The organism is Streptococcus sp. HMSC034E03 (assembly GCF_001811505.1).
Classification (GTDB): domain Bacteria; phylum Bacillota; class Bacilli; order Lactobacillales; family Streptococcaceae; genus Streptococcus.
Genome location: NZ_KV805000.1, coordinates 80,841 through 105,431, shown reverse-complemented (window position 1 = coordinate 105,431; position 24,591 = coordinate 80,841). Strand labels below are relative to the sequence as shown.

The window sequence follows — 24,591 nt, the reverse complement described above, 5'->3', positions numbered from 1 at the left end:
TTTTAGCGTCAGGCTAAAAACGTTCCCCGGACTTACTGACGGTTTTTATTTTTAGCGTAAAGGTAAAAATGTTCACTGAACATTCCAACTCTTCCCAATTTCTGAGTTGGGCTGATACAGTCTCCCAGACTACCTGCGTGTCTAATTTCTAGCGCTGGGCTAAAAACATCCACCGAACTTACTGACGGTTTTTATTTTTAGCATCAGGCTAAAACGTCCACTGGACTGACTTGCGGTCTTCATTTCTATCGCAAGGGTAAAAACGTTCCCCGAACGTTTTTACTCCTCCATAAAGCTGTTGAAGACTTCTTCAATCATGTTCCATTCATCTTCTGAATCTTCAGGGATTGGTTGCAATTCGCCTTCTGTTCCATCTTCGTTTTCGATGAATGAGTAAGCTTGGATTTCAACTTCGCCGTTTTCATCTTCTTCTGCGTTAACTGGTACAAGAAGGACATAGTTTTTACCAAATTCTTCTTTTCCGTCAATAGTCAAAAGAATTTCAAATAAAGTTTCGTTTCCTTGCTCATCTACAAGTGTAATAAGTTCACGTTCTTCGTGATCGTGGTTGTGATCGTGTGACATAGTTTCTCCTCTGTCTTAAAATTTTCTATCTAAATAATTTTGCAAAATCAATTGAGCTGCTAATTTATCAATAACTTTTTTACGCTTATTGCGACTAATATCCGCTTGCTCAATCAACATACGCTCTGCAGCGACCGTAGTTAGGCGTTCATCTTGATACTCTACCGGTAGACCAAAGAGTTCTTCTAGTTTGGCCCCATAGGCTTGGCTGGCTTCTACCCGCGGTCCGCTGGTATTGTTCATGTTTTTAGGCAAACCAACAACAAAACGGTCTACCTTATAGGTTTCAACGAGTTCCTTGAGGCGTTCAAAACCAAACTGACCTTGATCTTCATTGATTTGGATGATTTCAAGCCCTTGTGCCGTAAAACCTAACGGGTCGCTAATCGCTACTCCTACCGTTTTGGAGCCAACGTCCAATCCCATAATTCTCATAGATTATAGATCGACTCCTTGTCCTTTAAGGTAGTAGCGCACCAGTTCTTCAACGATTTCATCTCGCTCATACTTACGGATTTGATTTCGTGCATTGTTATAACGAGGAACGTAAGCTGGGTCTCCACTGAGAACATAGCCCACGATCTGGTTAATAGGGTTATAGCCCTTTTCATTCAAAGAAGCATAGACATCTGTCAATGTTTCGCTGATTTCTTTTTTATTGGAATCGTCCAATTTAAAACGTACGGTTTCTTCAGTAAATCCCATTCTAACACCCTCTTTCCTTAGAATAGTACTATTATAGCACATTCGCGGTCGTTCTACAAATCACACAGTCTGATTCTGCTGATTTTCTCTGACTTTTTACTGGACTGTTGCCCCATTTGCAACACGATTAGCAATATAGTCCTCTGGTTCGTTTTTCAATAGATTTTCCAGTCCAACATTCTTCAAGTATTCGTTTTCACTCGCTTTTTTGAGATCCAGTGTTTGGAAATCATAGCTAGTCTTGGTTTCCATTTCTTTCTCATTTAAAAGAGTCGTTTCAATGGTAAAGCCTGAAATTTTTCGAGCTGCTTGAACAGACTCATCCTTGTCCTCAGCTTCTTTAAGAGCTTTTTTAGCTTCATCTAATCCTCGCTCAGAAATATAATTTTTTAAATCTTCTGATACAGGACGTTTCTGCTGAATGGTCAAGCTTAAAAATTGATTGCCTTTGTAAGTAATGATTTGAGTTTGCTGTGCTCCACTCTCATCAGCTGGCAAAACCAAGGTCTTGGTAACAACTGTATTCTTGGTTGCATTTTCTAATACAGGCAAGGTAGACTGTAGAGCTTCTTGAGAACTCTCAGTAGTTGAAGCTGCTGTTTCTTTTTTCTGACCACATCCAACGAGCAAAAATAGTGCTGCGAATGTTCCAATGACTAACTTTTTCATAAATCCTCACATGTTATCCAATTTAAATATTAGAGAAGGCCAGGAGTCGCTCCCAGCCTTGATGTTTTATAGAGCCGCACGTAAACGCGCTTCTGCATTTTCCACATTACGGACAGAGCGTGGCAAAAAGGCACGGATATCGTCTTCTTTATAGCCGACTTGTAGGCGTTTCTCATCTACAAGAATCGGACTTTTCAAGATACGTGGTGTTTCCATAATCAGGTTGAGCACTTCATTCACACTCAAATCTTCGATATCAACACCAAGGGCCTTTGCATAACGATTTTTCGATGATACGATACTTGCAATTCCATTGTCTGTTTTTGTCAAAATATCAAGTAGTTCTTCTCTCGAAATTCCTTCCTTACCGAGGTTTTGTTCTTTATAACTTAACTGGTGGGCATTGAGCCAGGTCTTCGCTTTTTTACAGCTAGTACAACTTGAGACTGTATAAATTTTGATCATGTACCTACCCCTTTCGCTACATGTTACTATCAGTTTAGACTATTATACCATAAAAAACATCGGACTTGCGACCTATTTTTAAAAAATTTTAACTTTTTTGGCAATTTTTGAACTTTTTTCTTGACAAAATACGAACTATAACCATTCTTTATACTTCTTAATGTAAAATTTCTTTATAACTGTGACGCTAAACATATACAAGAAAATAATACAGATTAAGAACAAGAAGTAAGGAAGCCCTAAGGGTGCTAGACGAAGGATATTTACTAGTGGTCCATAAGGTAGACTGGTTACGAAAAAGGCTGCAACCACTGTCATCAAAATCACAAGCCAAGCTGGTCTGCTTTGTACAAAAGGAACTTTTGCTGTACGAAGCATATGGATAACCATGGTTTGAGACCACATAGATTCGATGAACCATCCTGTTTGGAACAAGATAATAAACTGAAGGGCAGATTCTGACCCATGAACATAGTGATGACCTGTTACCATAGGAACAATGATAAAGTAGAGGAAGATAAAGGTTAAAATATCAAAGACAGATGAGATTGGGCCCATCCAAACCATAAATCTAGTAATGGATTTTGCTTCCCATGTATGGGGTTGTTTTAGGAAGTCTTGATCCACATTATCAAATGGCAATGCCACACAAGATAAATCGTAGACTAGGTTTAGGACAATGAGATGAACAGGAGCCATTGGTAAAAATGGCAAGAAAATACTTGCAACCAATAGTGAGAAGATATTCCCAAAGTTTGAACTAACGGTCATCTTAATATATTTGGTCATGTTAGCGTAGACCTTCCGGCCTTCAACGATACCCTTTTCCAGAACCATGAGATCCTTGTCTAGCAAGATAACATCCGCTGTTTCCTTGGCGATATCGACTGCTGTATCTACAGAAATACCGACATCTGCCACCTTCATGGATGGAGCGTCATTAATACCGTCCCCCATATAACCAACACCGTGACCATTTTTCTTTAACTGTAGAATGATGCGGGCTTTTTGGTCAGGAGATAATTTGGCAAAGACTGTTACTTTTTCAACCACTTCTGCCAATTCTTGGTCTGTCATTTGATCAATGTCAGCACCTAAGAGCATATGTTCAACGTCCAATCCAACCTTTTCGCAGATAGCTTGGGTTACTTTTTCGTTATCTCCAGTTAAAATTTTTGTTCTGACACCATGTTCAAGTAGGGCTTGGATAGCGGGTGCTGCAGATGGTTTTGGTGGATCCAAAAAGGCAAGGTAACCTGTAAGGATCATGTCACTTTCATCAGTCACAGCATAGGCATAATCTTCACGTAGACCTGACTTGTAACCAACACCTAATACACGTAAACCTTGACGGTTTAATTGACCAACTTCTGCCAGTACTTCTTGACGAATGTCTTCAGTAAGAGGAATCATTTCTCCTCGGTATTCTACATATGTTGAAATGTTCAACATTTCTTCCAAAGCGCCTTTGGTCACCATACTAACAACATTGCTGTCATCTTTGACGATAACACTCATGCGTCTACGCTCAAAATCAAAAGGCAGTTCATCTATTTTTTGGAAAATTTTATCCAAATTTTGTAGAATAGCATGTTCTTTGGCTTCTTTTTCTGTTCTACTGATAATGGCACGGTCCATCAAGTTTTTCAAACCTGTTTGGAAATGTGAATTTAGATAGGCTCTTCTTAAGACTGCCATATCCAAATCGCCATGGATATCTAATGGGTATTCTAAAACAATCTCATCTTGCGTTAAAGTTCCAGTTTTGTCCGTACATAGGATATCGATTGCTCCTAAGTCCTGGATAGCATTGAGTTTTTTGATGACCACTTTTTCCTTGGCCATGATAATGGAACCTTTGGCTAAGCTAGCTGTGATAATCATCGGAAGCATTTCTGGTGTCAGTCCGACACCGACACTCAAGGCAAATACTCCAGCCTCTAGCCAGTCTCCATCGGTCAAACCATTTGCGAAAAACACGATTGGGACCATGACAAGCATCAAGCGGATCAAGAGCCAAGAAATGCTGTTCATTTCACGTTCAAAAGAAGTTGGTTCATCGTAGGTGTTGAGAGTCTGCTCAATGGCTCCCATCATGGTGTCATCACCAACTGCTAGAACCATAGCTATCGCACTTCCTGAGATAACGTTTGTCCCCATGAATGCCAAAGATTCTGCTTCTAAAAGACTCTCTACATTTTGATTAGTAGCTTTATTTAAGGCAAGTTTTTCAACTGCATCACTTTCTCCAGTCAAGCCTGACTGTTGAACGAAAAAGTCACGTGATTCAAATAAGATAACATCTGCTGGAATCATGTCTCCCGCACTCAATTTCACGAGATCTCCCACAACCAACTCATCGATTGGTAACTCTTGTTCGAGACCATCACGAATGACAGTTGCAGTGTTGACAATCATTTTTGAAAGATTGGTTGTCGCCTTGTCACTCCGCAATTCTTGGACAAAACGGATACCTCCTGAAATCAAAACCAAGACAACGATAATGATAGAAGTCGTTGGATCCTCTTGGCCAGGTTTGGCAAGCCAGACGTTTGTAACGAGAGAGATAAAGGCAATCACAAGCAAAATGATTGTGAAAGGATTGATAATGGACTCATAAATCTTTTTTAAGATGGAATCCTCTTGACCCTTAGTGATGGTATTTTCACCATATAAGTCACGGTTTTCTTCGACCTGTTCAGAATCTAAGCCCTTTAGACTTGTATGGTAAAAAGCTAGACTCTCTTTAAATGGAGTTTGAATAGCTGCTGCTAGTCTTTCTTTTGTAGTTTTCATTGGTTTCTCCTATCTGTATGAATGGTGATTTCATACACAGAGTCCAATCACTTTATAAGGACAAAACGACACAAATCAGCGATTGGCTGTGTATGTGCGGTTCTGGATGATCGTCAATTTGCATCGTTTGTCTCCTTTCTTTGTTCTAAAATAGCAGAAAATCCTGCCATAAAATGGCAGGACTAAAAAACTTATTATCCGTTTTCGTTCAAGCTTTAACTCCATAGGGCGATGTAATGAGCTTAGTCTTGACCTTCGCGACCAGGACTGTTGACCAACGAGTAGTGTCTCCACTGCTTTGCGGTAGTCATCCGTATCCCTATGGTAGCCTCACCTACCGTTTCCGCCTTTCAGTATAAACCTTTAACTAGTAAAAGTCAACGATTTATCTCATTTTTCTTAGATTACGATTAATTCTTTTGGAGCAAGGGTTAATAACTCACAACCTGTATCTGTAATCAAGATATCATCTTCGATACGAACCCCGTATTTACCTTCAATATAAATACCTGGTTCATCAGTCAAGACCATACCAGTTTTGATAACTTCTTTGGAAGTTTGGCTAAAGTAAGGTTCTTCGTGAATATCAAGTCCGATACCATGCCCGATACCGTGAGTAAAATATTCTCCATAGCCTGCTTCCACAATGATATCACGAGGGATTTTATCAAAATCACGGAAACCTAAGCCATCCTTAGCTTGGTCTATCAGAGCTTGGTTGGCCTTCAAAACCGTATTGTAAATCTCTGCTTGCTCGTCACTGACATGACCGAGATAAATGGTCCGGGTCATATCGCTGACATAGTGGTCATAAAGGCAACCGAAGTCCATGGTAATAGCTTCTCCCAGCTCCACTGGTTTGTGCATAGGATGGGCATGGGGTTTGGAAGAGTTGATACCGCTAGCTAGAATAGTGTCAAAAGACAAGCCAGATGCTCCCAACTCACGCATGCGGAAGTCAAGGAAGTTGGCAATTTCAATTTCTGTCTTCCCTGGCTTGATAAAGTCAAGAGCATCGTGGAAAGCTTGGTCAGAGATAGAGCATGCCTTGCGAATAGTCGCAATTTCTGTCTCGTCCTTAATCATACGAAGGGCTTCAACAAACTGAGTTTGAGGGAGCAATTCCAGACCTTCAAAGGCGGTTTGCATGCGATGGTAATAAGAAACTGAAATCTCATCTTCAAACCCGATACGAGAAAGGCCCATATCTTTTGCAATCTTTGCGATAGTTGCCAACTCATCACGTTCTGCAAAAATCTCAAAGCCGGTAACTTCTTGCTTAGCAGCGATAATATAGCGGGCATCTGTTACCAAGACTTGACGGTCACGACTGATAAAGACTGTCCCATTTGAACCCCAAAATCCTGTCAAATAGTAGACATTTTTAAGGTTATTGATAATGATTCCATCTAGTTCTTTTTCTTGCATTTTATCTAAAAATGCTTGCACACGTTTATTCATGATGTAACTTTCCTTTCAAATACTGTCCTGTATAGCTAGCTTCATTAGCAGCTACTTCCTCTGGTGTTCCTGTTGCGATAATAGTTCCGCCACCGACACCACCTTCTGGTCCTAAGTCGATAATATGGTCTGCTGTTTTGATGACATCCAGATTGTGCTCAATGACCAGAACTGTATTTCCATCATCGACAAAGCGAGACAAAACGGTGAGTAGGCGAGCAATGTCCTCGGTATGCAAACCAGTTGTCGGTTCATCTAAAATGTAGAAGGACTTACCTGTCGAACGCTTGTGGAGTTCGCTAGCCAACTTCATACGCTGGGCCTCCCCTCCAGAAAGTGTCGTAGCTGGTTGTCCTAAGGTCACATAACCTAGACCTACATCCTTGATAGTCTGGAGTTTGCGTTGAATTTTCGGAATGTGTTTAAAAAATTCCACCGCATCGTTGACGGTCATATCCAAGACTTGCGAGATATTCTTTTCCTTGTAGTGAACTTCCAGGGTTTCGCTATTGTAACGAGTTCCATGGCAGACTTCACAGGCTACGTAAACATCTGGCAAGAAATGCATCTCAATCTTGATAATCCCATCACCCGAGCAGGCTTCACAGCGCCCACCCTTGACATTGAAACTGAAACGACCCTTTTTGTAGCCACGAATCTTGGCTTCATTTGTCTGAGAAAAGAGGTCTCGAATGTCATCAAAGACACCTGTATAGGTCGCAGGGTTGGACCTCGGAGTTCGTCCAATTGGACTCTGATCAATATCTATCAGACGGTCGATATGCTCGATTCCTGTAATGGTTTTAAACTTACCAGGCTTGTCTGAATTGCGATTGAGCTTTTGAGCAATGGCTTTTTTGAGAATACTGTTAATGAGTGTCGACTTCCCTGAACCAGACACCCCTGTCACCGCAATGAATTTCCCGAGTGGGAAGCGAGCGGTGATATTTTGCAAGTTGTTCTCACGCGCACCTGTCACTTCGATAAAGCGACCATTGCCTACACGGCGTTCTGACGGCACTGGAATCGCGCGTTTTCCTGATAGATACTGTCCCGTAATGGATTTGCTGTTGCGAGCTACCTGCTTAGGTGTTCCTGCCGCGACAATTTCTCCACCAAAGACACCCGCTCCAGGACCAACGTCAATCAGATAATCGGCTTCTCGCATGGTGTCTTCATCATGTTCTACCACGATGAGAGTGTTACCCAAGTCACGCATTTTTTTCAGACTGGCAATCAAACGGTCATTGTCCCTCTGGTGAAGACCGATAGACGGCTCATCAAGAATATAGAGAACTCCTGAGAGATTGGAACCAATCTGGGTTGCCAAGCGAATACGTTGGCTCTCCCCACCTGATAGGGTTCCTGCCGAGCGGGATAACGTTAAATAGTTAAGGCCCACGTTATTGAGGAAGGTCAAGCGGTCCTTGATTTCCTTCAGGATAGGACGAGCGATGATAGCTTCATTTTCAGATAAGGTTAGCTGGTCAATAACTTCCAAATGGTCTGCGATGGATAGGTCTGAAATTTCTCCGATATGGAGTCCTTTCTCTCCCCCTACACGAACAGATAAGGCTTGGTCATTGAGACGATAACCATGACAAGTGCCACAAGTCAGCTCGTTCATATAGAGACGCATCTGTGTACGAGTGTAGTCGCTATTGGTTTCATGATAGCGACGCTTGATATTACCAATCACTCCTTCAAATGGAATATCGATATCACGAACTCCACCAAATTCATTCTCATAGTGGAAATGGAATTCTTTCCCATCTGAACCATAGAAGATGAGATGTTTATCCGCCTCAGACAAGTCCTCAAAAGGCCTATCCATATCCACTCCAAAAGCTGTCATGGCTTGTTCCAGCATATTTGGATAATAGTTAGAAGAGATCGGATTCCAGGGCGCTAAGGCTCCCTCACGAAGAGTCTTACTAGCATCTGGTACGACTAAGTCCGTATCAACCTCTAGCTTGATTCCCAAACCATCACACTCACTACATGAACCAAACGGTGCATTGAAGGAGAAGAGACGAGGTTCTAACTCTGGAACTGTAAAACCACAGACTGGACAAGCATAGTGTTCTGAGAAGAGCAACTCTGAATCATCCATAGTATCGATAACCACATAACCTTCTGCGATACGAAGGGCTGCTTCAATCGAATCGAAGAGACGACTACGGATACCTTCTTTGATAATGATACGGTCTACCACCACATCGATGTTGTGTTGCTTATTCTTTTCAAGTTCAGGAACTTCAGTCACGTCGTAGACAACTCCATCGACACGGACACGGACGTAACCATCCTTTTGAATTTTTTCAATCAGCGTCTTATGCTGCCCCTTTTTCTTACGAATAACAGGAGCCAAAATCTGCAGACGCTGGCGCTCTGGCAATTCCAAAACCTTGTCTACGATCTGTTCGACAGACGAAGCTTTGATAGCCCCATGTCCATTGATACAGTAGGGTATTCCTACACGAGCATAGAGAAGACGTAGATAATCGTTGATTTCCGTCGTTGTTCCAACCGTCGAACGAGGATTTTTACTGGTCGTTTTCTGGTCAATGGAAATGGCAGGGCTGAGACCATCGATAGAATCCACATCTGGCTTTTCCATATTGCCCAAGAACTGACGAGCATAGGCTGACAGACTCTCAACGTAGCGACGTTGCCCTTCTGCATAAAGGGTATCAAAGGCCAAACTAGACTTCCCAGATCCAGATAGTCCCGTCACCACAACTAGTTTGTCACGCGGAATTTCCACATCTATATTTTTTAAATTATGGGCGCGAGCCCCATGGATGACAATCTTATCTTGCATGTTACTTCTTTCTAGTCCATTGTTGCTTTCCATTATACCAAAAAAAGTGAAATTCTATTACCAAAAAAGCCGATTTTATAGTATAATAGTACGGTGTCAAAAATCACTGAAACACGGATTAGATTAGGAAAGGATAAGAGATATGAAGCAAGTCTTTATCTCAACAACAACTGAATTTAAAGAGATTGATACGCTCCAGCCGGGCACTTGGATCAATCTCGTCAATCCTACACAAAGCGAATCGATGGAAATCGCCTCGGCCTTTGATATTGATATCGCCGATCTCCGTGCACCGCTCGATGCGGAAGAGATGTCACGTATCACCATCGAAGATGAGTACACCTTGATTATCGTAGACGTCCCAATAACAGAGGAAAGAAATAACCAGACCTACTATGTGACTATTCCCTTGGGGATTATCATCACAGAAGAGGCTATTATTACCACTTGCTTGGAGCCTCTCCCACTTCTTGATGTCTTTATCAATCGTAGGCTTCGAAATTTCTATACCTTCATGCGTTCGCGCTTCATCTTCCAAATCCTCTACCGCAATGCGGAGATTTACCTAACCGCCCTTCGTTCAATCGAACGTAAGAGTGAGCAGATTGAGAGCCAACTTCATAAATCTACTCGAAACGAAGAATTGATTGAACTCATGGAGTTGGAAAAGACTATCGTCTACTTCAAAGCTTCACTTAAGACAAATGAGCGCGTGATTAAAAAATTGACCAGCGCAACTAGCAATATCAAGAAATATCTCGAAGACGAAGACTTACTGGAAGATACCTTGATTGAAACGCAACAGGCCATCGAGATGGCGGACATCTATGGAAACGTCCTTCACTCTATGACAGAAACCTTCGCTTCTATCATTTCAAACAACCAGAACAATATCATGAAAACCTTGGCACTTGTGACTATCGTTATGTCCATCCCGACCATGATTTTCTCAGCCTACGGAATGAACTTTAAGGATAATGAAATTCCTTTAAACGGAGAACCGCATGCTTTCTGGCTCATCGTCTTTATCGCCTTTGCTATGAGTGTTTCTCTCACTCTTTACCTCATCCATAAAAAATGGTTCTAAACAGGAGTTATTATGTCACAGATTGATTTAAAAGAATTAACAAAGAAAAACCAGGAATTTATCCATATTGCAACCCAGCAATTTCTCAAGGACGGAAAAACAGATGCTGAAATCAAGGCTATCCTTGAAGAAGTCATTCCTCATATCCTTGAAGAACAACCAAAAGGAGTGACAGCTCGTTCTATCTACGGAGCACCAACTCACTGGGCTCATAGTTTCAGCGAAAAAGAGCAGTACGAAAAAGAACATCCAAAAGAAAACGACGATCCAAAATTGATGATGTTGGATTCAGCCCTTTTCATCACAGGACTATTTGCAGTAGTTAGCGCCTTGATGAGCTTCTTCTCAAACCAACCTGTGGCCTACGGATTGGTAACACTTATCAGTGTAGGAGCCTTTGGTGGAGTTGCCTTTTACCTGCTCTACCACTTCATCTACCGCTACTACGGACCAGATACTGACCGTAGCCAACGTCCTCCATTCTGGAAATCACTTTTGGTTATGTTAGCAACCATGTTTGCATGGGTCTTTATCCTCTTCTTGAGTAACTTCCTTCCACAAGCCATCAACATCAGTCTACCACCTCTTGTTTTGTTGGTCATCGGAGGAGCTCTCCTTGCCCTCCGTTTCTACCTCAAAAAACGCTTCAACATTAAGAGTGCAAGTGCAGGACCTGCTAGATATTAAGATAAACAAAAAAGTAGTGTGTTTTGTAGACAGACTACTTTTATTATGGCTCCAAAGTATTTTTTGATTCTCCAAAGAAAAGTAGCTACATTTTCTAAAAACGTTCTAATGTAAAGGCTTCCCTTAGAATCCCAAGGTTTTATCCTTGAATTCAAGTTGTTTTTCTGTTATGCTAATAAAGTAATAAGGAGAAATATATATGACTAAACAGAGAATTAATCAAATTGTTGGTTCAATTGGTGCCTTTATCGGGATTATTGTATTTATAGCCTACATCCCCCAAATTTTTGCCAATTTACAAGGGAACAAAGCTCAACCATTCCAACCTTTATCAGCAGCAGTCTCTTGCTTAATCTGGGTCATTTATGGATGGACAAAAGAGCCTAAGAAAGACTGGATTCTAATCATTCCAAACTCAGCCGGGGTTATCCTTGGCGGACTGACTTTCCTTACTGCTCTATAAGAATACAACTACTATAAAAAGCAACCACACGATTGGTTGCTTTTTGCTTACTTTCTTGATCTAAAAGCCTTCTTCTGGCTCTAATTCTTGTTGTTCCCCCTCATCTTTTGTGATAAAATAAGCTCAATCTATTTCTAGGAGGATGAGATATGATTTCTACTATTGGTATTATTAGTTTATCTAGTGGCATTATCGGAGAGGACTTTGTCAAACATGAAGTGGACTTGGGTATCCAACGTCTCAAGGACTTAGGACTCAAGCCTATCTTTTTACCTAATTCACTAAAAGGCTTAGACTTTGTAAAAGAACATCCTGAAGCTCGTGCAGAGGATTTGATTCAAGCCTTTTCTGATGATAGTATCGACATGATCCTATGCGCCATCGGTGGAGACGATACCTATCGCTTACTACCTTATCTTTTTGAAAATGACCAACTACAAAAGGTTATCAATCAAAAAATGTTTCTTGGCTTCTCAGATACAACCATGAACCATCTCATGTTGCATAAACTGGGAATCAAGACTTTTTACGGCCAATCATTTCTAGCAGACATTTGTGAGTTAGACAAAGAAATGTTGCCATATAGCCTCCACTACTTCAAAGAATTGATTGAGACGGGAAGAATCTCGGAAATTCGCCCTAGTGACGTTTGGTATGAGGAAAGAACTGACTTCAGTCCCAAAGCTTTGGGAACTCCTCGTGTCAGCCATGCAAATACAGGTTTTGACTTGTTACAAGGCAATGCTAAGTTCGAGGGGGAAATCCTCGGCGGTTGCCTCGAATCCCTCTACGATATCTTTGACAACTCTCTACACGCAGATAGCACAGACCTTTGCCAAAAATACAAACTTTTTCCTGACTTATCCGACTGGAAAGGAAAAATCCTATTGCTAGAAACAAGTGAAGAAAAGCCTGAACCTGATGATTTCAAAAAAATGTTGCAGGCTATAAAAGAAACCGGGATATTTGAAGTCATTAGTGGACTCTTGGTCGGAAAACCTATGGATGAAACCTTCTATGACGACTATAAGGAGGCTTTAATGGACACCATTGATAGCAATATCCCGATTGTCTATAATCTAAACGTTGGCCATGCCACACCAAGAGCAATTGTTCCCTTTGGAGTTCACGCGTATGTGGACGCAACGGAGCAAGTCATTCGCTTTGACTATAACAAAGAAAGCTGAGATGAATTTCTCAGCTTTTTCTCATTATCATTACTGGCATTTTCATCACATACTACTGATAGCTAAAATGATCAAGGAAAGACTGTTCCCTAACATGTGAACAAGTAGGGGATAGTAAATATTCTCCTTTTCTTTCACATAAATAATAGAAAAGGCAAGGCCCCCACCTAGGTAACCGACTGCACCGATCCACTCTGATAAAGACAAACTGTGCATATGAGTAAGCGCAAAGGCAAGGCCGACCAAAAAGACACTCAGCCAAGTTGGCAGATTTTTCCTCAAATATTTCAATAAAATTTGACGGAAAAAGAGCTCTTCCACCAAAGGTCCAATGATACAGGCGAAAACCGCTATCAGTATTGGTTGCTCTTGAAAGGTGCTTTGAATATTCGACTGGTTTAGACCTTGTCCGACCAGCCCCAAAAACTGCCTCAACATCTCTGATACAAAACCAAAGACAACAGTCATCAGAATAAGAAAGAGCCAGCCTTTTAAAACGCCAAAGAAAAATTTTCTTTTAGAATTTCTAACCTCTTCCCACTTTTGGAGCAATAGGAACTTAAATAAGAAGCAACCATACACAAACATGATGGTATAGACCAAATAAGTCCCTGCAGAAGAAGGCAATGGAGCATCAAATACTCGTATACCATCAAAAACAAAGAGAACTGTATAGAATATCGCAAAAATCAGAATTCCCTTATTTTTGTTAGACATCATTTCCCTTCCATTCACAATTATTCTCATGGTCATCAACTAGCCCTGCAGCTTGTAGAAATGACAAAACTGCTACGGGACCTGTAAACTTGAAACCTCGTTTTTTGAGATCCTTAGATAATGTCTCAGACAAGGTTGTTCTGGCTGGTGCTTGAGCATAGTCAGGTACATCATTCACAATCGTCTTCCCACCGACAAAAGACCAAAGATAAGCATCAAAAGTTCCGAATTCTGCCTGAACTTGTAGAAAGGCCTGAGCGTTGGCCCGCGTCGCAAATATCTTGGCACGATTGCGGATGATGGATGGATTATCCATCAAAGCTTCCAATTCTTCATCAGTCATGTCTGCAACACCTTGAACTTGATAGTCATGAAAAGCTTGACGAAAGGCTTGGCGTTTATTGAGTACCGTTTCCCAAGATAGCCCCGCCTGATAAGTCTCCATACAGAGCAACTCAAAAAGTGCTTGGTCATCATGAAGGGGCTGGCCCCACTCCTCATCGTGGTAGGCTACATATAGCGGATTGGTCATCTTAACCCACGAACAACGTTTTGGCATAGAAATCTCCTATTTCACCAACATCTTAAGAGCTGACTTGATATAGTTCTCTGCTGTATCCGTCGTCCCTTCAAAGAATTTCTTGATTTTCTTGAGCTCTGTTGCCTTGTAGCCCAGTGCCAACATGGCTTCCATAGCTTCTTCCAGTTCTTGGTTGTCGCTGCCAGATGGAACTGCAGCCTTAGCAGGGAGGTCGTCCCCTGCCACAACCACCTTACCTTCTAGATCCAATACCATCTGTTGGGCTGTTTTCTTACCGATTTTAGGGAACTTGGTCAAGTAGGTGATGTTCTTGGTCTCGATAGCTTGAACAAGCCCTGCATTGTCATCAGCTGCGATGATGGCAAGAGCGGAAACAGGACCAATGCCTGATACAGAAATCAAGCTGAGAAAGAGTTTCTTCTCATCTTCCGAGCGAAAACCGTAAAGGAGATGAGCATCTTCGCGAACGACTTGATGCACATAGATTTGTGCTTCTTGGTTGACTTGCCCTGAGTAGGCATAAGGGTTAGCTACGTGCAGGATGTAGCCGATACCGTTAGCTTCTAGAACGATGTATTTAGCAGTAATTTTGGTAATAATACCCTTTAGATATTCGTACATAATTTTCCCTTCAATTTATACTCAATGAAAATCAAATCTAAACTAGGAAGCTAACCGTAGGCATAACTTGAGTCAGGCAAGGTAAGGCTGACGCAGTTTAGAGAGATTGCCGAAGAGTATTAGTATTTTCCTAGCTCTCGGATGCTAGTATGATTTTCCTGAATGCGACGGAACATCTTTTCCATGTCTGACTTGGTAAAGTGGACCAAAACAGGGCGTCCGTGTGGACAGTTGTAGGGGTTGTCACATTGGGAAAGCTGATAGAGGAGTTGCCTAGCTGAGTGGTCATCGATACGATGATTGGCCTTGATAGACCGCTTGCAGGACATCATAATGGCCAACTCTGCTCTGTATTTCTTGATCGAAACTTCCTTGGTTAAAAGGAGCATGTCGCACATCTCATAGATTCCAGACTCGATTTCCTCCTCTGCCATCCAAATAGGATGTTCCCGTAGGATAAATTGATTCTCCCCGTACTCTGCTAGAAAGACGCCTACTTCCTCTAAAAGAGACATTCTTTCCTTGAGACGAAGGGCATCATCCGCAGGAAATTCAAAAATATAAGGCACTAGGAGTTGCTGCTGGCTCTGGTCAACATTGCCAATGCTCTCACGGTACTCCTCATACTTAACCCGTTCCTGAGCCGCGTGCTGATCTATGATGTAGAGCCCATCTCGACCTTGGGCAAAGAGATAGGTTCCATGCATCTGACCGAAAAATTCCAACTCTGGGAAGCTTGAAGATTCTTCTCGCTCCAGCTTATCATAAGCCTTATCCAGACTAGCTAGGTCTAGCTCTGGATGGTCTAGTTGGTCATAGCTAGCAGGCTTTCTCTCTGCAAAATGCAGTTTAGCTGGTTTAGTCATCTGATCCAAAGTTTCCTTAGCAAACAAGGTCAAATCCTGTCTTTCTTCCGTCAGGTTCACCTGATGGTCTGCCACCTCAGCTTGAGGCGGTCTTGTCAGCTCCGTTTGCTCGTAGTAAAGATTATTTTCTTTAAGTGGGAGAATGGTTTGCTCTACTTTTTCACGATTGCGTACGGTAGACTTTGCAAGATTTTCCAAGGCATCTGGAATCAAGGCCTGTTCCTTTAGACTCTTTGCGATAGCTTCTGAAACCAGTGCCATCAGCTCTCTTTCCTTGGAAATTCGCACCTCTTGCTTGGTTGGATGCACATTGACATCCGCTAGATAAGGGTCAATATGGATATGAATGACAGCCAGTGGAAAACGCCCCACCATGAGCTTACTGCCATAACCGTCAAGAATAGCACGATTGAGTAAAAAGTTCTTGATATAACGGCCATTGATGAAGAGGCTGATATAGTTACGATTAGCCCGCGTCAATTCCGGCAAGGACACAAAACCAGAAATTTCAAAGTCTAGGTCAGAATTCTCAATCTCAACCATCTTTTTGGCACTAGCTAAACCATAAATCCCAGCAATGGCTTGACGCAGTTGACCCGTACCAGCTGTTCGTGTCATTTCCTTGCCATCGCTAATCAGGCTAAAAGAAATCTCCGGATGGGCTAGCCCCAGACGATTGACAATATCAATGATATGAGACAACTCTGCCTGCTGGCTCTTCATATACTTGAGACGAGCCGGTGTGTTGAAAAAGAGGTCTTCCACACAAACCTTAGTCCCCACAGGACTGGTCGCTGGAATGATTTCCTCAACTTCTCCCCCACGAGCCACTAGCTTGGTCCCGTGACTGGCACCATCCACCGCTGTCAACAAAGTCAATACACTGACAGATGCGATAGAAGGCAGAGCTTCACCACGAAAACCGAGGGTCCGAATCCGAAAAAGATCCGCTTGATTCTTTATCTTACTAGTGGCATGACGACGGAGAGCCAACTCGACTTCATCGTGGGCAATCCCGTGACCATTATCTGTTATTTGGATTTTCTTAAGACCAGCTTCTTCAATCTCAACGATAATCTGGCTAGAGCCAGCATCGATAGCATTTTCAACTAATTCTTTGACAACGCTAGCAGGACGTTCGATGACTTCTCCTGCTGCAATCTGGTTGGCCAATACTTCTGGCAATTCAATAATATGAGACATCTTTCAGCCCCTTTCTTAACTATTTTTATCTATTTCTCTGAAAATAAGCTAGTGCTATTATACCATATTTCACTCGTTTCCAAAAAAGTCCAAGCAGCAACTTTCTTCCCGATTTTACTAGGTTATTTACCAAGTTTGTGGTACAATAGGTAGAAACAATATTTTATAAAGGAGAAAAGACACATGCACATTTTTGATGAGCTAAAAGAGCGTGGTTTGATTTTTCAAACGACTGATGAAGAAGCTTTGCGTAAAGCCCTAGAAGAAGGTCAAGTTTCTTATTATACTGGCTACGATCCAACTGCTGACAGCCTTCACCTAGGCCACCTTGTCGCAATCTTGACAAGTCGTCGCTTGCAGTTAGCAGGTCACAAACCTTATGCGCTCGTTGGCGGTGCTACAGGTCTCATCGGAGATCCGTCCTTCAAAGATGCTGAGCGTAGTCTCCAAACAAAAGACACAGTAGATGGCTGGGTCAAGTCTATCCAAGGACAACTTTCTCGCTTTCTTGATTTTGAAAATGGTGAAAATAAAGCTGTCATGGTCAACAACTACGACTGGTTTGGCAGCATCAGCTTCATTGACTTCCTCCGTGATATCGGAAAATACTTCACTGTCAACTACATGATGAGCAAGGAGTCTGTTAAAAAACGGATTGAAACAGGGATTTCTTACACAGAGTTTGCCTACCAAATCATGCAAGGTTACGACTTCTTTGTCCTTAACCAAGAGCACAATGTAACCCTCCAAATCGGTGGATCTGACCAATGGGGAAATATGACAGCTGGTACAGAATTGCTTCGTCGTAAGGCTGACAAAACTGGTCACGTAATCACTGTTCCACTCATCACAGACGCAACTGGTAAGAAATTTGGTAAATCTGAAGGGAACGCTGTTTGGCTTAACCCTGAAAAGACTTCTCCATACGAAATGTACCAATTCTGGATGAATGTTATGGACGCTGATGCTGTTCGCTTCTTGAAGATTTTTACCTTCTTGTCACTGGATGAGATTGAAGAGATCCGTAAACAGTTTGAAGCAGCACCACACGAACGCTTGGCTCAAAAAGTCCTCGCTCGTGAAGTCGTAACACTTGTCCACGGAGAAGAAGCCTACAAAGAAGCTCTCAACATCACTGAGCAACTCTTTGCAGGAAACATCAAAAACCTTTCTGTCAAAGAGCTTAAACAAGGACTTCGTGGTGTACCAAACTATCAAGTACAAGCAGATGAAAATCACAACATCGTTGAACTTCTTGTATCTTCTGGCGTGGTTAACTCAAAACGCCAAGCCCGTGAAGACGTACAAAATGGAGCTATCTACGTCAACGGCGACCGTATCCAAGACCTTGACTATGTCTTAGGGGATAACGATAAATTAGAGAACGAACTCACTGTTATCCGCCGCGGTAAGAAGAAATACTTTGTATTGACTTACTAAATTGTTAAACATTTACCTATAAACAAAGGAGTTACCCTCGAGAAAGGTAACTCCTTTTTGCTGTGAATAGTCCCCCACCTATCCCTTAATAGACAGGCTACGCAGTACAATGCGCAAGGTTGTTAGATTATGTAAGATAGAGAGATTTGAAGGACTGAGCCAATTAAATAAGCCAAAGCCAATCAAACTACTATTTACGACAACGGTATCTTGAATATTCTTCTTGATGAGTGTTTGCAAAGATGATGATAGCGAATCCAACTCTTGGAAGAAATCCAAACGATTATCTAACAATAAGATATCACTCATCTGCTTAGAAATATCTGCACTCTCATTCATCACCACACCGATATCTGATAGGGTTAGAGCAGCTGAGTCATTCAAGCCATCTCCAACCATCAAAATAGTGTGACCTGCTTTCTGCAGTTCCTCTACTAACTCAAATTTTCCATCAGGTTTCAAGTCTGTATAGACCTGATCAAAGGGCAAATCTTTGACTAATTCCTCTGTTCTAACCAAGGTGTCCCCTGTTGCCAGAATCAATTTTTTCCCTTGTGCCTTAAGTTTCTCCAAGGCTGCTTTTGCTTCTTTTCTCAAAGGAGTATGAATACAGAACATTCCAATCAATTCATTCTGATAAGCCAAGAATAAGAGATTGTAGTGACTCTTGTACTCTTCAATTAAAGCATTTTGTTCTGAACTGATATGAATCTGCTCATCCTGCATCAAGACATAATTCCCAATAAGAACTGGTTGGCCATCTATATGAGATTTGATCCCCTTGCTTGCGATATATTGGAGTTTCCCATGCATTTCCTCATGTTCAATTCCCTCTATCTCAGCTTGCTTGACGATAGCATTAGCAATAGGATGATAAATGTGTTCCTCAAGACAGGCACTGATTCTGAGAATATCTTCCTCACTATAGTTCCCAAAAGGTAACACCTTTTCAACTATAGGATAACTAGTTGTGATTGTTCCCGTCTTATCAAACAAGAAAGTATCAACTTCCAGATATTTCTCCAGAACATCCCCATCCTTAATCACCATTTCACGATTCAACCCTTCCTTGATAGCTGTCAAATAAGCTACAGGAGTAGAGATTTTCAAAGCGCAGGAGAAATCGACCAATAGGAAAGAAATAGCCTTCGAAAAAGAACCTGTCAATAGGTAAGTCAGCCCAGCCCCCAAGAAATTATATTTGACGACCTTGTCCGCCATTTTGATGAAATAGCGTTGTTTCGTTTTCTTGTTTTCTTCAGATTTCTTCATCAACTCAATCAGTTGTAAAATCCGGCTGTTCATCTGATTATCGGTTACACGAATGCGTAACTCTCCAGTTTCTAATACTGTATTTGCACAAACCAAATCAGACTCTCTTTTTTCAACTGGAAAACTCTCTCCCGTCAAGGAACTTTCATTGACCATACCTAAACCTGAAACTACTTGTCCATCAAACAGAATTTCATTTCCTTGAGATAGGACCAAGACGTCTCCTATTTGAACATCGGAACTCTTGATACTAACAACCGTATCGCCCTGTACTAGGAATACATCGCTCTCTTTTGCAAGAAGACTCTGTTCTAAATCTGTTGCAGTTTTTTTCAAGGACCACTGATCTAAATGATTCCCCAAATCAAGCATAAACATGATATTGCTAGCCGTCTTGGATTGGTTCATAAACAAGGACAATAAAATCGCCGAACAGTCCAAGACTTCCATTGTTAGTTCCTTACGCGCTAGTGTTTGATAGGCTTCTCTAATATAGCCAAAGGCCTGATAACAAGTCCATATATAGCGAATAGGATACGGCACAAAACTACGAAAAAGTATACGCTTAATCGCTGCACCTGAAACAATAGAATAAGCACTCTCTTCTCTACGAATGGGAAGAGTCATCAACTCAGAAACTTTCCCTTTATCAATTCTTTTTAAAAAGGCTTCTGCATTATCTAATACAGAAAAGCCTTCTTTTATACGTAGAGTAAAGTGCTGTTGATCCATGTAAAACTGGATAGACTCAATCCCCTTTTCATCTCTCGCCAAGGAACGAAGATAGTCTTGAATATCCAAGGTGAGTGAAAAAGAAGATGATAGTCGGATATGTTGGTATCCTCTATGTAGCACTTTAAAAGACATATTATTCTCCTATAAGGCTATCTAATTGCTCTTCTTTTTTCTCTTGCTCGTACAAATATTTAGCATCTTGCAAGACATCGTCTCCATGTTGCTTCACGACAGAAACAGATGCATCTAGCCCGTCTTTCAACTTGTAAGCCTTAGCCAAAGCTTTAGAATAACCTTTTTTAGCTTCCTTACTTGCTAAGATTTTCAAACCAAGGGTACCAAATGCGACACCACCCAAAAAGAGTGATGATTTTTTCGCAACTTTTGCAACGCTTAATACTTCTTTTAACATACTTATTTCCTCCTTATCATTATTATATAGCAATTTAGATATAAAAGCAATTTTATTCTATAAATTGGAGAATTAGTTTTATTTCTACTGAATCTCCCATCTACTTATTCCTAAAGTTGCTTTCATTTGCCTCTTTTGATACACTTAAACTATGAATACAAACCTCAAACCTAAACTCCAGCGCTTCGCTTCTGCGACTGCCTTTGCCTGTCCTATCTGTCGAGAAAATCTGACCTTGGTAGAATCTAGTCTTAAATGTGAGAATCGGCATTCTTTTGACCTGGCAAAATTCGGCTATGTCAATCTAGCCCCTCAAATCAAGCAATCCGCTAATTACGACAAGGAAAATTTTCAAAACCGTCAACGAATCCTAGAAGCTGGCTTTTATCAAGCTATTTTAGAGGCCGTCTCTGATTTACTTTCAAACTCAAAAAATGCCAAAACAATTTTAGATATCGGTTGTGGCGAAGGATTCTATTCTCGCAAACTCCAAGAAAGTCATCCTGACAAAACCTTCTATGCCTTTGATATTTCCAAAGATTCCGTCCAAATCGCTGCCAAGAGTGAACCCAACTGGGCAGTCAATTGGTTCGTTGGGGACCTTTCTCGCCTTCCTCTGCAAGATGCCAGTATGGATATCTTACTTGATCTCTTTTCCCCTGCCAATTACGGAGAATTTCGTCGCGTTTTATCCAAAGACGGTATCTTGATAAAGGTTATTCCAACTAAAAATCACCTCAAGGAAATCCGTCAGAAGGTACAAGACCAGCTGACAAAGAAGGATTATTCAAACCAAGATATCAAAAAACACTTCCAAGAACACTTCAGCATCCAATCTAGTCAGATTGCTTCCTTGACCAAGTCTATCACAGCAGAGCAACGCCAAGCCCTGCTCAGCATGACACCCCTCCTCTTTCACGTTAACCAAAGCAAGATTGATTGGAGCCAACTGACAGAGATCACCATCGAAGCAGAGATTCTTGTCGGGAAAGCCCTGTAAACTAGTTTATGAGATAAAACCAAGCCCGCACCTCTTCTTGAGATGCGGGTTTAAAACACGATTTTTCACTGTCTTTCCGAAAAGTATAAAAAATTTTGACCTCTCCATTTATTTTCGATTTGAAATGACAAATTTATCAATAAATAGCAAGTGATATAAGGCAAGTGATGCCCCATAACAACATCCATGAAAAGAGATTTCTTGATGAGTCAGTGGAAACGAAGAACTATTACCCACATAAAGGCATGACCAAATTACAAGAAGAATCCAAAATAAATCAGTCCATTTATATTTTGAAAAATATTTTTTCCACATAAGAACACCTTCTTTCTTTACTATAATACTATTATAATACTGTTTGTAAACGAATACAAGAAATTTGAGGTAACAGCTAATAAGAACCTGAGGTTTAAAGGTAATACAACCAGCCTTCTTAGTGTTCTCTAGGTCTGATTTTTAAGTCTAGAAATTATTGACAAATTATTTTTTCTTTTGAGACCAGTCACCCTCAAATCCACAACATTAAAAAAAGCGAATTTCAATTGAAACTCGCTTTTTTGCTAGATAGTGTAATAACTATTAAATTGTATATCTTAGTTCAAGTGCCAGATATCTTCATTATACTGAGCGATTGTACGGTCAGATGAGAAGAATCCTGCTTTAGAAATGTTAACGATAACTTTATCCAACCATGCGTCACGGTCTTCGTAGTCAGCAAGCATTTGCTCTTTCACTTTGATGTAATCTTCCAAGTCAAGAAGAGTCATGAACCAGTCTTTGTTGATTAATTCGTTATAAAGACGTTCCAAGCGTTCAATCTTACCAACTGCAAGAACAGCGTCGCTCACGATAAAGTCAACCAATGGTTTGATAGCTTCACGAGCGTAGAATTCGCTTGATTTGTAAGCTGATTTAGCGTAAAGGTCGATAACAGTTTCTGAATCTTCACCGAAGATGTAGATGTTTTCGTCGCCAACCAACTCAGCGATTTCCACATTAGCTCCGTCCATAGTACCAAGAGTCAAAGCTCCGTTCAACATGAATTTCATGTTACCAGTACCTGAAGCTTCTTTAGAAGCAAGTGAAATTTGTTCTGAGATATCACATGCTGGGATAAGGAAGCTTGCTGCAGTAACGTTGTAGTTTTCAACCATAACTACTTGCAAGTGTGGAGCTACTGCTGGATCGTTAGCAATCACTTCTGACATGCAAAGGATCAAGTGGATGATATCTTGAGCGATTGTGTAGGCTGGAGCTGCTTTACCACCAAAGAAGACTGTGATTGGACGAGCAGGGATGTTACCAGCTTTGATATCAAGGTATTTGTGAATCACGTACAAAGCGTTCATTTGTTGGCGTTTGTACTCGTGAAGACGTTTGATTTGGATATCAAAGATAGAGTTTGGATTGATTTCTACACCTTGGTGTTCTTTCAAGTGACGAGCCAATTTACGTTTGTTGTGAGATTTGATGCTTTCCAATTTTTCTTTGACAGCTGCTTTATCTTCATAAGACAAGAGTTTTTCAAGCTCATCTGCTTCATGGTGCCAACCATCTCCAAGAATCTCATCCAAGTAGTGAGACAATCTTGGGTTAGCATGCATGAGCCAACGACGGAAAGTAATACCGTTTGTTTTGTTGTTGAATTTTTCTGGGTAAAGGTCATAGAAGGCTTTCAACTCAGAATTTTTCAAGATTTCAGTATGAAGTGCCGCTACCCCGTTAACACTGTATCCGTAGTGGATATCCATGTGAGCCATGTGAACACGTCCGCTCTCATCGATAATTTGAACAGCTGGATCTTTGTATTCTGCTTTCACGCGACGGTCCAATTCTTTGATGATTGGTACCAAGTGAGGAACCACTTCTTCCAAGAATTCAAGAGGCCATTTTTCAAGGGCTTCAGCAAGGATTGTGTGGTTTGTGTAAGCAGTCATGCTACGAACGATTGAGATTGCTTCGTCAAGCTCGATACCACGTGCTGTCAACAGACGGATCAATTCAGGGATAACCATTGATGGGTGAGTGTCGTTGATTTGGACAACTGCGTAGTCAGCAAGGTCATGCAAGTTGCTTCCTTTTTCGATTGCTTCGTCGATGATCAATTGCGCACCGTTTGAAACCATGAAGTATTGTTGGAAGATACGGAGCAATTCACCTTGACGGTCACTATCATCTGGGTAAAGGAAGAGAGTCAAGTTGCGAGCGATATCTGTCTTGTCAAAGTTGATACCATCTTTAATAATAGAAGAATCAACTGAATCCAAGTCAAACAAACGCAAGCGGTTTTTAGTTGCTGTCTCATAACCAGTAACATCAATATCATAAAGAGTTGATGTCAAAGTAAAGTCTGCAAATGGTACTCGGTAGCTACGGCTTGAGCGAACCAACCAGTTTTGCTCTGTCAACCATGCATTTGGAATTGTTTCTTGTTGGTTGTTTTTAAGAACTTGTTGGAAAAGACCAAAGTGGTAGTTAAGACCAACACCGTCACCGTTCAAACCAAGAGTAGCAATTGAGTCGATAAAGCAGGCAGCCAAACGTCCCAAACCACCATTACCAAGAGATGGTTCCAATTCAACTTCTTCAACTTCAATCAAGTCTTTACCTGCAGCTGCAAGTTCTTTTTTAACATCGTTGTAAAGACCAAGGTTGATCAAGTTGTTTGACAAGAGTTTACCAATCAAGAACTCAGCTGAGATATAGTAAACTTTTTTCTTACCAGTGTTCACTGGTTTTTGGCTGCTTGCAAGCTTGCTGTAGTTAAGAAGAGCAAGGTAGAGCTCTTCATTGCTACATTCTGCGATAGATTTATTGTAACGATTTTGTACAAATTCTTGTAGTGATAACATGTT

At 41.2% G+C, this 24,591-nt stretch carries 22 protein-coding genes and 1 riboswitch; of the genes, 6 read left to right on the top strand and 16 right to left on the bottom strand.

The features are described 5' to 3' along the window. Nucleotides 1-279 precede the first annotated feature (279 nt). From HMPREF2805_RS09705 to uvrA, 8 genes are all read right to left on the bottom strand, one after another. Complete coding sequence (locus tag HMPREF2805_RS09705; RefSeq protein ID WP_000017624.1) at nt 280-585, bottom strand: DUF1292 domain-containing protein; 306 nt, start codon at nt 583-585, stop codon at nt 280-282. 15 nt (nt 586-600) lie between these two features. Beyond that, nucleotides 601-1,020 (bottom strand): Holliday junction resolvase RuvX, encoded by a 420-nt coding sequence (gene ruvX / locus HMPREF2805_RS09700; protein ID WP_049502846.1) that lies wholly within the window; start codon nt 1,018-1,020, stop codon nt 601-603. Between the two features lie 3 nt (nt 1,021-1,023). Continuing rightward, the gene (locus tag HMPREF2805_RS09695) at nt 1,024-1,290 is read right to left on the bottom strand and encodes an IreB family regulatory phosphoprotein (protein ID WP_000507060.1); all 267 of its coding nucleotides are present in this window, start codon (nt 1,288-1,290) and stop codon (nt 1,024-1,026) included. Nucleotides 1,291-1,386: 96 nt separating this feature from the next. Beyond that, a complete protein-coding gene (locus HMPREF2805_RS09690; RefSeq protein WP_000737513.1) occupies nt 1,387-1,959 on the bottom strand; it encodes an SP0191 family lipoprotein in 573 nt (190 codons plus the stop codon). 66 nt (nt 1,960-2,025) lie between these two features. Beyond that, complete coding sequence (gene spx, locus HMPREF2805_RS09685) at nt 2,026-2,424, bottom strand: transcriptional regulator Spx (protein WP_000591164.1); 399 nt, start codon at nt 2,422-2,424, stop codon at nt 2,026-2,028. 135 nt (nt 2,425-2,559) lie between these two features. Then, nucleotides 2,560-5,220 (bottom strand): magnesium-translocating P-type ATPase, encoded by a 2,661-nt coding sequence (mgtA, locus tag HMPREF2805_RS09680; RefSeq protein WP_075232340.1) that lies wholly within the window; start codon nt 5,218-5,220, stop codon nt 2,560-2,562. A 192-nt stretch (nt 5,221-5,412) separates the two neighbouring features. Continuing rightward, nucleotides 5,413-5,566: riboswitch (M-box (ykoK) riboswitch) on the bottom strand. A gap of 53 nt (nt 5,567-5,619) precedes the next feature. Continuing rightward, the gene (locus tag HMPREF2805_RS09675; RefSeq protein ID WP_075232339.1) at nt 5,620-6,681 is read right to left on the bottom strand and encodes a M24 family metallopeptidase; all 1,062 of its coding nucleotides are present in this window, start codon (nt 6,679-6,681) and stop codon (nt 5,620-5,622) included. After that, nucleotides 6,674-9,505 carry an excinuclease ABC subunit UvrA gene (gene uvrA / locus HMPREF2805_RS09670; protein WP_075232338.1) on the bottom strand — a complete coding sequence of 944 codons (2,832 nt, stop codon included), beginning with the start codon at nt 9,503-9,505 and terminating at the stop codon, nt 6,674-6,676. The genes HMPREF2805_RS09675 and uvrA overlap by 8 nt, the downstream gene beginning before the upstream one ends. Nucleotides 9,506-9,647: 142 nt before the next feature. Between uvrA and HMPREF2805_RS09665 the strand changes: the two genes are divergently transcribed. The 4 genes from HMPREF2805_RS09665 to HMPREF2805_RS09650 all read left to right on the top strand — a co-directional run bounded on the left by HMPREF2805_RS09665 (nt 9,648) and on the right by HMPREF2805_RS09650 (nt 12,929). Continuing rightward, entirely contained in the window at nt 9,648-10,592 is a 945-nt protein-coding gene (locus tag HMPREF2805_RS09665; protein WP_075229634.1) for a magnesium transporter CorA family protein, read from the top strand. A gap of 12 nt (nt 10,593-10,604) precedes the next feature. Beyond that, the gene (locus HMPREF2805_RS09660; RefSeq protein ID WP_006146142.1) at nt 10,605-11,279 is read left to right on the top strand and encodes a DUF1129 domain-containing protein; all 675 of its coding nucleotides are present in this window, start codon (nt 10,605-10,607) and stop codon (nt 11,277-11,279) included. A 199-nt stretch (nt 11,280-11,478) separates the two neighbouring features. Further along, nucleotides 11,479-11,742 carry a SemiSWEET family transporter gene (locus HMPREF2805_RS09655; protein ID WP_004250486.1) on the top strand — a complete coding sequence of 88 codons (264 nt, stop codon included), beginning with the start codon at nt 11,479-11,481 and terminating at the stop codon, nt 11,740-11,742. A 149-nt stretch (nt 11,743-11,891) separates the two neighbouring features. Continuing rightward, entirely contained in the window at nt 11,892-12,929 is a 1,038-nt protein-coding gene (locus tag HMPREF2805_RS09650; RefSeq protein ID WP_075232337.1) for a S66 family peptidase, read from the top strand. 45 nt (nt 12,930-12,974) lie between these two features. On the opposite strand, the gene HMPREF2805_RS09645 is transcribed toward HMPREF2805_RS09650, so the two are convergent. The 4 genes from HMPREF2805_RS09645 to mutL form a co-directional block, all read right to left on the bottom strand. Further along, nucleotides 12,975-13,649, bottom strand: a complete 675-nt coding sequence (locus HMPREF2805_RS09645) for a CPBP family intramembrane glutamic endopeptidase (protein ID WP_075232336.1) — start codon at nt 13,647-13,649, stop codon at nt 12,975-12,977. Continuing rightward, nucleotides 13,639-14,205 (bottom strand): DNA-3-methyladenine glycosylase I, encoded by a 567-nt coding sequence (locus HMPREF2805_RS09640; protein WP_075232335.1) that lies wholly within the window; start codon nt 14,203-14,205, stop codon nt 13,639-13,641. Before HMPREF2805_RS09640 ends, HMPREF2805_RS09645 begins: the two co-directional genes overlap by 11 nt. 9 nt (nt 14,206-14,214) lie before the next feature. Beyond that, nucleotides 14,215-14,808 (bottom strand): Holliday junction branch migration protein RuvA, encoded by a 594-nt coding sequence (gene ruvA / locus HMPREF2805_RS09635; protein WP_075232334.1) that lies wholly within the window; start codon nt 14,806-14,808, stop codon nt 14,215-14,217. A gap of 119 nt (nt 14,809-14,927) precedes the next feature. Beyond that, nucleotides 14,928-16,877 carry a DNA mismatch repair endonuclease MutL gene (gene mutL / locus HMPREF2805_RS09630; protein WP_075232333.1) on the bottom strand — a complete coding sequence of 650 codons (1,950 nt, stop codon included), beginning with the start codon at nt 16,875-16,877 and terminating at the stop codon, nt 14,928-14,930. A 183-nt stretch (nt 16,878-17,060) separates the two neighbouring features. Here mutL and tyrS point away from each other — a divergent pair, with 183 nt between their 5' ends. Continuing rightward, nucleotides 17,061-18,317 carry a tyrosine--tRNA ligase gene (tyrS, locus tag HMPREF2805_RS09625; protein WP_075232332.1) on the top strand — a complete coding sequence of 419 codons (1,257 nt, stop codon included), beginning with the start codon at nt 17,061-17,063 and terminating at the stop codon, nt 18,315-18,317. Nucleotides 18,318-18,395: 78 nt separating this feature from the next. On the opposite strand, the gene HMPREF2805_RS09620 is transcribed toward tyrS, so the two are convergent. Both HMPREF2805_RS09620 and HMPREF2805_RS09615 read right to left on the bottom strand, forming a co-directional pair. Then, complete coding sequence (locus HMPREF2805_RS09620; RefSeq protein ID WP_075232331.1) at nt 18,396-20,456, bottom strand: heavy metal translocating P-type ATPase; 2,061 nt, start codon at nt 20,454-20,456, stop codon at nt 18,396-18,398. A 1-nt stretch (nt 20,457) separates the two neighbouring features. Beyond that, nucleotides 20,458-20,736: a DUF6110 family protein gene (locus HMPREF2805_RS09615; RefSeq protein WP_000910904.1), complete on the bottom strand. Its 279-nt coding sequence runs from the start codon at nt 20,734-20,736 to the stop codon at nt 20,458-20,460. A 151-nt stretch (nt 20,737-20,887) separates the two neighbouring features. Here HMPREF2805_RS09615 and HMPREF2805_RS09610 point away from each other — a divergent pair, with 151 nt between their 5' ends. Continuing rightward, complete coding sequence (locus HMPREF2805_RS09610; RefSeq protein ID WP_075232330.1) at nt 20,888-21,736, top strand: putative RNA methyltransferase; 849 nt, start codon at nt 20,888-20,890, stop codon at nt 21,734-21,736. 108 nt (nt 21,737-21,844) lie between these two features. Here the strand turns inward: HMPREF2805_RS09610 and HMPREF2805_RS11635 are convergent, their stop codons facing one another. Beyond that, nucleotides 21,845-22,051, bottom strand: a complete 207-nt coding sequence (locus tag HMPREF2805_RS11635; protein WP_083301321.1) for a hypothetical protein — start codon at nt 22,049-22,051, stop codon at nt 21,845-21,847. Between the two features lie 278 nt (nt 22,052-22,329). After that, nucleotides 22,330-24,588, bottom strand: a complete 2,259-nt coding sequence (glgP, locus tag HMPREF2805_RS09605) for a glycogen/starch/alpha-glucan family phosphorylase (protein ID WP_075232329.1) — start codon at nt 24,586-24,588, stop codon at nt 22,330-22,332. Between the last annotated feature and the right edge of the window lie 3 nt (nt 24,589-24,591).

Excerpts from the sequence above, each read along its gene's own strand:
- HMPREF2805_RS09705 (WP_000017624.1), bottom strand. The coding sequence starts at position 585 with ATGTCACACGATCACAACCACGATCACGAAGAACGTGAACTTATTACA.
- ruvX (WP_049502846.1), bottom strand. The coding sequence starts at position 1,020 with ATGAGAATTATGGGATTGGACGTTGGCTCCAAAACGGTAGGAGTAGCG.
- HMPREF2805_RS09695 (WP_000507060.1), bottom strand. The coding sequence starts at position 1,290 with ATGGGATTTACTGAAGAAACCGTACGTTTTAAATTGGACGATTCCAAT.
- HMPREF2805_RS09690 (WP_000737513.1), bottom strand. The coding sequence starts at position 1,959 with ATGAAAAAGTTAGTCATTGGAACATTCGCAGCACTATTTTTGCTCGTT.
- spx (WP_000591164.1), bottom strand. The coding sequence starts at position 2,424 with ATGATCAAAATTTATACAGTCTCAAGTTGTACTAGCTGTAAAAAAGCG.
- mgtA (WP_075232340.1), bottom strand. The coding sequence starts at position 5,220 with ATGAAAACTACAAAAGAAAGACTAGCAGCAGCTATTCAAACTCCATTT.
- HMPREF2805_RS09675 (WP_075232339.1), bottom strand. The coding sequence starts at position 6,681 with ATGAATAAACGTGTGCAAGCATTTTTAGATAAAATGCAAGAAAAAGAA.
- uvrA (WP_075232338.1), bottom strand. The coding sequence starts at position 9,505 with ATGCAAGATAAGATTGTCATCCATGGGGCTCGCGCCCATAATTTAAAA.
- HMPREF2805_RS09665 (WP_075229634.1), top strand. The coding sequence starts at position 9,648 with ATGAAGCAAGTCTTTATCTCAACAACAACTGAATTTAAAGAGATTGAT.
- HMPREF2805_RS09660 (WP_006146142.1), top strand. The coding sequence starts at position 10,605 with ATGTCACAGATTGATTTAAAAGAATTAACAAAGAAAAACCAGGAATTT.
- HMPREF2805_RS09655 (WP_004250486.1), top strand. The coding sequence starts at position 11,479 with ATGACTAAACAGAGAATTAATCAAATTGTTGGTTCAATTGGTGCCTTT.
- HMPREF2805_RS09650 (WP_075232337.1), top strand. The coding sequence starts at position 11,892 with ATGATTTCTACTATTGGTATTATTAGTTTATCTAGTGGCATTATCGGA.
- HMPREF2805_RS09645 (WP_075232336.1), bottom strand. The coding sequence starts at position 13,649 with ATGATGTCTAACAAAAATAAGGGAATTCTGATTTTTGCGATATTCTAT.
- HMPREF2805_RS09640 (WP_075232335.1), bottom strand. The coding sequence starts at position 14,205 with ATGCCAAAACGTTGTTCGTGGGTTAAGATGACCAATCCGCTATATGTA.
- ruvA (WP_075232334.1), bottom strand. The coding sequence starts at position 14,808 with ATGTACGAATATCTAAAGGGTATTATTACCAAAATTACTGCTAAATAC.
- mutL (WP_075232333.1), bottom strand. The coding sequence starts at position 16,877 with ATGTCTCATATTATTGAATTGCCAGAAGTATTGGCCAACCAGATTGCA.
- tyrS (WP_075232332.1), top strand. The coding sequence starts at position 17,061 with ATGCACATTTTTGATGAGCTAAAAGAGCGTGGTTTGATTTTTCAAACG.
- HMPREF2805_RS09620 (WP_075232331.1), bottom strand. The coding sequence starts at position 20,456 with ATGTCTTTTAAAGTGCTACATAGAGGATACCAACATATCCGACTATCA.
- HMPREF2805_RS09615 (WP_000910904.1), bottom strand. The coding sequence starts at position 20,736 with ATGTTAAAAGAAGTATTAAGCGTTGCAAAAGTTGCGAAAAAATCATCA.
- HMPREF2805_RS09610 (WP_075232330.1), top strand. The coding sequence starts at position 20,888 with ATGAATACAAACCTCAAACCTAAACTCCAGCGCTTCGCTTCTGCGACT.
- HMPREF2805_RS11635 (WP_083301321.1), bottom strand. The coding sequence starts at position 22,051 with ATGTGGAAAAAATATTTTTCAAAATATAAATGGACTGATTTATTTTGG.
- glgP (WP_075232329.1), bottom strand. The coding sequence starts at position 24,588 with ATGTTATCACTACAAGAATTTGTACAAAATCGTTACAATAAATCTATC.